The sequence below is a fragment of the Sphingomonas agri genome (assembly GCF_038148795.1).
GTDB classification, from domain to species: Bacteria; Pseudomonadota; Alphaproteobacteria; order Sphingomonadales; family Sphingomonadaceae; genus Sphingomicrobium; species Sphingomicrobium agri.
The window spans coordinates 1,014,501-1,021,434 of record NZ_JBAPEU010000002.1; the positions used below are offsets into that span (position 1 = coordinate 1,014,501).

Annotated in this window: 8 protein-coding genes; 5 read left to right on the forward strand and 3 right to left on the reverse strand. The window is 60.5% G+C overall.

The features are described from left to right. Nucleotides 1-275 precede the first annotated feature (275 nt). The 5 genes from V8192_RS11990 to V8192_RS12010 all read left to right on the forward strand — a co-directional run bounded on the left by V8192_RS11990 (nt 276) and on the right by V8192_RS12010 (nt 4,794). A complete protein-coding gene (locus V8192_RS11990) occupies nt 276-1,208 on the forward strand; it encodes a thiamine pyrophosphate-dependent dehydrogenase E1 component subunit alpha (protein WP_341633343.1) in 933 nt (310 codons plus the stop codon). Further along, on the forward strand, nt 1,205-2,203 hold the full coding sequence (locus tag V8192_RS11995) for an alpha-ketoacid dehydrogenase subunit beta (protein ID WP_341633298.1): 999 nt from the start codon (nt 1,205-1,207) through the stop codon (nt 2,201-2,203). The genes V8192_RS11990 and V8192_RS11995 overlap by 4 nt, the downstream gene beginning before the upstream one ends. Before the next feature lie 19 nt (nt 2,204-2,222). After that, nucleotides 2,223-2,435: a lipoyl domain-containing protein gene (locus tag V8192_RS12000; RefSeq protein ID WP_341633344.1), complete on the forward strand. Its 213-nt coding sequence runs from the start codon at nt 2,223-2,225 to the stop codon at nt 2,433-2,435. A 98-nt stretch (nt 2,436-2,533) separates the two neighbouring features. Beyond that, entirely contained in the window at nt 2,534-3,208 is a 675-nt protein-coding gene (locus tag V8192_RS12005; RefSeq protein ID WP_341633299.1) for a TetR family transcriptional regulator, read from the forward strand. A gap of 17 nt (nt 3,209-3,225) precedes the next feature. Then, on the forward strand, nt 3,226-4,794 hold the full coding sequence (locus V8192_RS12010) for an AMP-binding protein (protein WP_341633300.1): 1,569 nt from the start codon (nt 3,226-3,228) through the stop codon (nt 4,792-4,794). Between the two features lie 6 nt (nt 4,795-4,800). Here the strand turns inward: V8192_RS12010 and V8192_RS12015 are convergent, their stop codons facing one another. From V8192_RS12015 to V8192_RS12025, 3 genes are all read right to left on the reverse strand, one after another. After that, nucleotides 4,801-5,295: a cupin domain-containing protein gene (locus V8192_RS12015; protein WP_341633301.1), complete on the reverse strand. Its 495-nt coding sequence runs from the start codon at nt 5,293-5,295 to the stop codon at nt 4,801-4,803. A gap of 81 nt (nt 5,296-5,376) precedes the next feature. Beyond that, a complete protein-coding gene (locus V8192_RS12020; protein WP_341633302.1) occupies nt 5,377-6,009 on the reverse strand; it encodes a nuclear transport factor 2 family protein in 633 nt (210 codons plus the stop codon). A gap of 70 nt (nt 6,010-6,079) precedes the next feature. Beyond that, a partial coding sequence (locus tag V8192_RS12025; RefSeq protein ID WP_341633303.1) for an RHO alpha subunit C-terminal catalytic domain-containing protein occupies nt 6,080-6,934 on the reverse strand: 855 nt, incomplete at its 5' end.

The following is a 6,934-nucleotide window of genomic DNA, read 5'->3' on the forward strand; positions in this document are numbered from 1 at the left end:
CCGCGCCGAGCGCGCGCAGCCTGGCTGGCCGCCGGCCCAGTCCTCCGGTCGACGGCTGGCCCAATCTCCCCAGAGAAGAATAATTAGTCAAGCGATTATTTGAAAACGCGCAACACGAGTTAACGGGACAGTGAGCAGAGCCGTCTGAGCCCCTTGCGGGCGATGATTGCGTCGGTTACGGTTTATTCGATCGATTAAGGGTCAGGAGGGCTTAAGTGCAAGACTCGAACGCGCCGCCTGCGTCGGCTGAAACGCTCAAGGAGATCTATCGGAAGATGGCGCTCCTGAAGCAGAATGACGAGCGGTTTCGCTCCGTGATTCAATCAGGGCGGATCATCGGCAATTATTATTCGGCCCGCGGCCAGGAAGTCATTCCCTCGTCCGTGTCGGTTTGCCTGCGGCCGGACGACTATGTCTGCACGATTTATCGCGGCATTCACGATTCCCTCGCGAAGGGCGTGCCGGTCAAGGAGCTCTGGGCAGAACTGGCGGGGCGCGCCACCGGCACCTGCAAGGGCAAGGGCGGCCCGATGCATATCAGCGATCCCCGCTCCGGAGTGATGGTCACGACCGGTATCGTCGGATCGTCCATGCCGATTGCGAACGGCCTTGCACTTGCTTCTCAGATGCGCGGCGAAGACCGCATCGCGGTCGCCTATTTCGGTGACGGCGCGGCAAATATCGGCGCCTTTCACGAGTCGCTCAATCTTGCTTCCATCTGGAAGCTGCCGGTTGTCTTCGTCTGTCAGAACAATCGCTATGCCGAGCATACGAAATACGAGTTCGGAACGGCCATCGACCAGATTGCAAAGCGAGCTGCCGCCTATTCGATGCCCGGCATACACGTCGACGGCAACGACCCGCTCGCCATGTATGCTGCAGCCAGGGAGGCCGTGGATCGCGCGAGGTCCGGCGGCGGCCCGACGCTCATTGAAGCGATGACCTTCCGTTTCCATGGCCACCTTCTGGGCGACATGGATGGCTATATGGACGCCGGCGAGAAAGAGGCGTGGATGAAGAAGGATCCCGTCCCCGCATTCCGGGAATGGCTCGTCGCTCAGGGCTATGCGTCGACAGAAGAGTTGGACCAGACGGAAAAAGAGATCGAGCGCGAGATCGATGAGGCGCTCGAATTTGCAATGAACAGTCCCTACCCCGACGTCGCAGAAATTCGCCGCGATGTTTTTGAGCATGAGGTGGCAGCATGAGCGAAGTCGACACCGCGGTTGAACCCATGACCGCCCTCCAGGCAATCAATCTCGCGCTCTACGATGCTCTTGAAGCAGATCCGGATGTGATCTTGTTCGGCGAGGACGTCGGAGACAAGGAAGGCGGAGGCGTCGTCGAAGTGACCAAGGGCCTCTCGACGAAATTCGGCGACAAGCGTGTACGTTCGACGCCCATTTCGGAACAGGCCATCATCGGCGCCGCGATCGGCGCGTCCATCGGCGGCATGAAACCCATCGCGGAAATCATGCTGATGAACTTCACGACCGTCGCGATGGACATGATCGTCAACCACGCGGCGAAACTGAGGTTCATGTCGGGCGGCCAGACGCACGTGCCGATCACGATCCGGATGATGACGGGAGCCGGCTTCGCCAACGGAGGCCAGCACAGCGATTTCCTCGAGGCCTGGTTCGCGCACACCCCCGGACTGAAGGTGGTGATCCCGAGCAACCCCAGGGACGCCTATGGCCTGCTCCGGTCCTGCGTCCATGATCCCGATCCCTGCCTGTTCGTCGAGCCGCTCGGAATTTACTGGGTTCCGGGCGCTCCTCCCAAACGCGGCGAATTCATCCCGCTCGGGAAGGCAAATGTCGTCAAGGAAGGCAGCGATGTTTCCGTCATCACCTACGGCAAGCAGGTCAACGACGTTCTCGCGGTCGTCGACAAGCTGAAGGACCAGGTCAGCGTTGAGGTCGTGGATCTCCGGACCGTTGCGCCGTTTGACGAGGACCTCATCATTCAGTCGGTCGGGAAGACCGGGAGGGCCGTTATCGTGCACGAAGCCGTGAAGGATTTCGGCGTAGGCGCCGAGATCGCAACGCGGATCAACGAGAAGCTCTTCGGCAAGCTCAAGCAGCCGGTCGCGCGCGTCTGCGGCAAATACTCGCCGGTGCCCTTCTCTCAGCCGCTGGAGAGTGCATTCATGCCGACTGCTGCCGAGATCGAGACTGCAATTCTTAGGGGCGCGGCTTGAGATGGCTGTTACAGTGGTTATGCCGAAAATCGGTTTCGCAATGCAGGATGGAACGATATCGGAATGGCTTGTGGCCGACGGGAGCGCTGTGAGTGAAGGTGATCCAATTTTCGCGATGGAAAGCGAAAAGTCGGTCCAGGAAGTCGAGTCTCCTGCGACCGGCACAATCCGATTCATCGGAGAGGTGGGTGAAACCTATCCCGTCGGAGCGGTGGTCGCCGAAATCAGCTAATTGGTGCAACAATGACTGCGCGTCGGTCGACCAGGCGCGAGGCACTTCTCGTCACGCCTGCCGGGAGCACTCATTTGCCCGCACGTAGGAGCCCAAAAATGCGTTCAGGAGCCGCAGCTTCGAGTGCCAGAGCCGGCGAGCGCGGTGCGCGCCGGTCAACACGCGACGCCCTGCTCGATGCTGCAGCGGACCTCATGAACGATGGTCAGACGCTGGATATCTCGCTGAGCGAAATCGCGGCCAAGGCCCAGCTAAATTCAGCGCTGGTGAAATATTATTTCGGGAGCAAGCAAGGCCTGATGCTGGCGCTGATCGAACGCGCCGTGCTGGTGCCGATGGCAGACCTCGAGCATCTCGCTCAAAGCAACATGACCGCGACCGAGAAGCTGAGGATCCATACGGCCGGCCTCATCAACATCTACTTTCGTCATCGCTACCTCAACAAGCTGCTGTTCATTCTTCTGAGCGAAAGCGATCCAGAAGAGTCCCAGAAAATCTCGGATCGACTGGTCAAGCCCGCGGCCGATGCCCAGAAAGCCATCCTCGAACAGGGCGTTCGGGAAGGCGCTTTCCGCCCGATTGATCCGATGCTCTTCTATTTCACGATCATCGGGGCTTGCGATCAGCTGTTTACGGCGAGCTTCGCTCTCAAGTCGGTCTTCGATTACGGGGAGATCGATGAAGACATCAAGCGCCGCTTCATCAATCATACGGTGGAGATTCTCCTGCGCGGGCTGAGAGCGGACGAGGTCGCGCCGGGCGCGGCCCAGTAGCGACCCGAGACCGAAGGATGGGGCCCAGTTCCAGCGAGCGCTCGGATCTCTGGCGCCGCGTCACGCTCGGCGAGCAGCTGGCGCGCAGCGCGCGGCAAATTCCGGATGTCATCGCGTTCAAGTTCGAAGGCCGTGAACGAAGCTATAAGGATCTCGACGCACGAGTGAGCGCATTTGCAAATGGCCTCATCGAGCGGGGACTGCGCCTCGGCGACAGAGTGGCAGTCATGATGAACAACTGCCTTGAACTGCCCGAGATCTACCTTGCCATTTGCCGCGCAGGCGGGATCTGCGTGCCGGTCAATTTTCGTCTCAAGGGCCCCGAGGTCCAATATATCCTTTCCCAGTCGGGGGCGGCATTCGCGATTGTCGACGCGTTCGCAGGCCCGGTCGTGGCGCCGTGCGAGATCGTCCAGTCGGGCTCATGCCGCATGATCTTTCGCGCCTGCCCTCGCCTCTCGCCGGGCGGCGATGATTACGACGAGATCCTCGAGGCATCGTCCACAAGCTCGCCTGGTATCGACGTTGCGGAGACCGAGCCCGCGTTCATCATGTACACCTCGGGGACCACTGGCCGGCCCAAGGGCGCAGTTCTCAGTCATCTGAACCTGTTCGTGAACACCGTGAACATGATCGCGGCGCTCGAGATTTCAGCGACGGATCGACGCTGGCTCGCTGGACTGCCCCTGTTCCACATCGGCGGTCTCAACGGGTTGCTCCCGTTTCTCTATCTTGGCGGAACCTCGATCATCCTTCCAACGGGCGGGTTCGATGCATCCGAAGTCGCCTCGCTGTTCGAACGCGAGCGCATCACCTCATGCTTTTTCGTGCCTTCGCAGTGGCAGGCCATCTGCGAAGAAGCGAAGCTTGGAGACGCGGACCTCTGCCTCGAGCGAGCGACCTGGGGGGCATCGGTATGTCCGCCCTCCATTCGGGACGCTCTCCACCGCACCTTTCCAGGCGTGCGCACCTACAACGTCTTCGGTCAAACCGAGATGAGCTCGATTACGTGCGCAATGCGGGCTGACCGCTTTCCCGACAAGCAGGGTTCGATCGGCACCCCGGTACCTGGAGTGGAAGTCCGGATCGTCGACGAAGAGATGCGCGACGTGCCTACCGGCGAGACCGGCGAGATCATTTATCGCGGTCCGACCGTCATGCAGGGATATTGGCAATCACCGGAGCAAACGGCAGCCGCTTTTCACGAGGGTTGGTTTCGCTCCGGCGATCTCGTGCGCGCCGACGAAGACGGGTTTCTCTTCGTCGTCGACCGCAGAAGCGACATGATCATTTCGGGCGGGGAGAATATCTACTGCGCGGAAGTCGAGGCCGTGATTGACGCACATCCCGCGGTGCGCGAAGTTGCGATTGTCGGAGGCCCGCATGAGAAGTGGGTTGAAACCCCTATCGCCTTTGTCGTCCTTCGGGGAGGAGCAATGGCAACCGAGTCCGAGATCATCGCCTGGTGCAAGGACCGGCTGGCTTCATACAAGAAGCCGACCCAGGTCAGGTTCGTTGCCGATCTCCCCCGGAACGCGAGCGGCAAGGTTCTGAAGATGGAACTTCGAAAGCTCCTCGGGAGCTGAGCCTCATCATCCATGGACTTCCGGCAGGGCGGCGCCGCCATGAACGTAGGGCTTTGCTTCAGTCAGCACGAACACGATGCGGCAAGGAGTGGTGGGCGACGGGTTGCGCCACAAATGCATTGTGCCCCGCTGCACGACGATCTCACCAGGTTTCAACCGCGTCGTGACGGCGCCCTCGAGCTCGAGCTCGAGCTCGCCTGAAATCAGCACGCAATAGTCCAGCGTGTTGGTGCGGTGCATCTGCGAGGCGCCGCCGGGAGCAAGGTCGACAATGCGAACGATGGACGCACCGGCCAGCGCTGCATCCGGGTCATGGCGGCAGTCGTAAAGCTCATTGTTATCGAGCGGCAGCGACCGCCCGTTCCAGAGGTCCACATATTCGGCAGCTCCCGATGGGATCGCCTCGGTGTCAAACGTCTCGTCCGAAAGGATAACCGGCCGCGCATCGCTGTCGTGACCCGTTACGACCCGGCGTACGGGTCCAAGCTCTCCGAGTGCCATTCCTGGCCTCCTTTAGTGGGTTCAACTCAGAAAATGGCCGACGATCCTGAGGGAAGGCCAGGCGTGACGGAACGCTCCGGCTCAGCGCTGGTAGACGGGATCGGTGCGATCGCGGCGCGCAAGGTTGTGAAGGGCGACCGGGCTACGCTCGGATGCCTCTTGCCAATGCTCCCATTCAACGAAGCAGATATGGTCAATGATGCGCCACTCGCCCTTGCGCCGCTCGAACTTGTTCACATAACGGCCGCAGAAGATGGCATCCTCGTCCTTGGTGATGTCGTGCCCCGGGAAGCCGTCGAAGACCATGTCATCGGCCCCTTCGAGATCCCCCGCATAGGGGCTTGCAGAAAAAGAGGCCGGTGCAAACTCGCCCTTCTGAACACGGTGCCAGGCGTAGAAGATCGATTCCTGGTATGCGTGGTCGCCGTCGACTTCGACAATGACGTTGGTCGCATAATGGAGTGCCGCCTCGATCCGGCTGAGAAAGAACAATGCGCCCCTCCAGAAACCGTCGGCCGGTCCGACATAAGTGCCGTGATGGGCGATCGCCTCGGGCCAGAAGATCGACGACATGAGCTCCAGATCCAGCCGGTCGCAGGCGCGGCAGTAGAGATAGAGCTTTTCGGTGATTGCCTGGCGGTCGGCGACTTCACGAAGGAGCCGCACGTCGTCCACGCTCAAACTGGCGTTCTGCGATTGGATAGCTTGGTCCATAAATACTCCGTCACTCGCGATTTCGATGCGCGCGCTGTCAGCTCAGTGCCTGCGGCTTCCCCGGAAAAGCTCAGCCGTTTTCCCCGGACAGATACTTGTCGAGGGTCTGATGGAACTGGCGGATCCTGATTTCCTGATAGTCGCCGAGCTGTACTTTGCCGGTCTTTGAGCTCTTCAGTCCGCGATGAAGCTCTTCGACATTCGAGACGTCCTGGTCGAGGATCTCGGCAAGCACCGTTCCAAGCTCGGCTGCATCGATCCAGGGTTCGCCCACTTCGAGCAGCCGCATTGGCACCGACCGCGGAATGGGTTCTCCCGGCTTTTGACGAAGCAGGATCCGGACTTCCATGAGGGTGGTGTCCTGGTCCGGCCATGGACGGAACCGATAGTCGAGGCTCGGCATGAAGCCGCCCCACGGGCCCCAGTTGGGAAACACGCTGTAGAAGATGGAGTCCAGCAGCTCGGCGTCGGTCGCGTGATCGAGATCCCGGTCGTAGAGCTCCGAATAATCATGTCGCGCGCGTTCGCCCAGAACGCGGCGCGCAGTTGATCCTTCCGGAACCTTGATCAGCGGTGCATCTTCGTTGAGCGCGGAGCGGCCGTTGAACTTCAGATATTCGTCAACGATCCATTGTTCGCTCTTGCCTTCCGGATCGAGCATCGGAGACATCGCGCCCTGCGCATTGAGACCCACGTTCACGTTGTCGCCGTAAATGTTGTACCGGCTGTTCATGTCCGAGACGAAGGCGGCGATCTGGGGATGCGTGGTATAGGCGTGCCAGGCCTCCATGAACGCCTCCATGACAGCCTTCCAGTTCGCGCGGATCACCTTCCCGACCCAGGCTACTGTCGTGCATTCCTCGTGTGGCCAGCGTTTGAAATGCTCGGGCAAGGGGCTGAGATATTCCTCGAGCGTGGGACCGCC

Bases quoted from the DNA above. Each gene is read 5' to 3' on its own strand.
- V8192_RS11990 (WP_341633343.1), top strand. From the start codon at position 276: ATGGCGCTCCTGAAGCAGAATGACGAGCGGTTTCGCTCCGTGATTCAA.
- V8192_RS12020 (WP_341633302.1), bottom strand. From the start codon at position 6,009: ATGGACCAAGCTATCCAATCGCAGAACGCCAGTTTGAGCGTGGACGAC.
- V8192_RS12000 (WP_341633344.1), top strand. From the start codon at position 2,223: ATGCCGAAAATCGGTTTCGCAATGCAGGATGGAACGATATCGGAATGG.
- V8192_RS12005 (WP_341633299.1), top strand. From the start codon at position 2,534: ATGCGTTCAGGAGCCGCAGCTTCGAGTGCCAGAGCCGGCGAGCGCGGT.
- V8192_RS11995 (WP_341633298.1), top strand. From the start codon at position 1,205: ATGAGCGAAGTCGACACCGCGGTTGAACCCATGACCGCCCTCCAGGCA.
- V8192_RS12015 (WP_341633301.1), bottom strand. From the start codon at position 5,295: ATGGCACTCGGAGAGCTTGGACCCGTACGCCGGGTCGTAACGGGTCAC.
- V8192_RS12010 (WP_341633300.1), top strand. From the start codon at position 3,226: ATGGGGCCCAGTTCCAGCGAGCGCTCGGATCTCTGGCGCCGCGTCACG.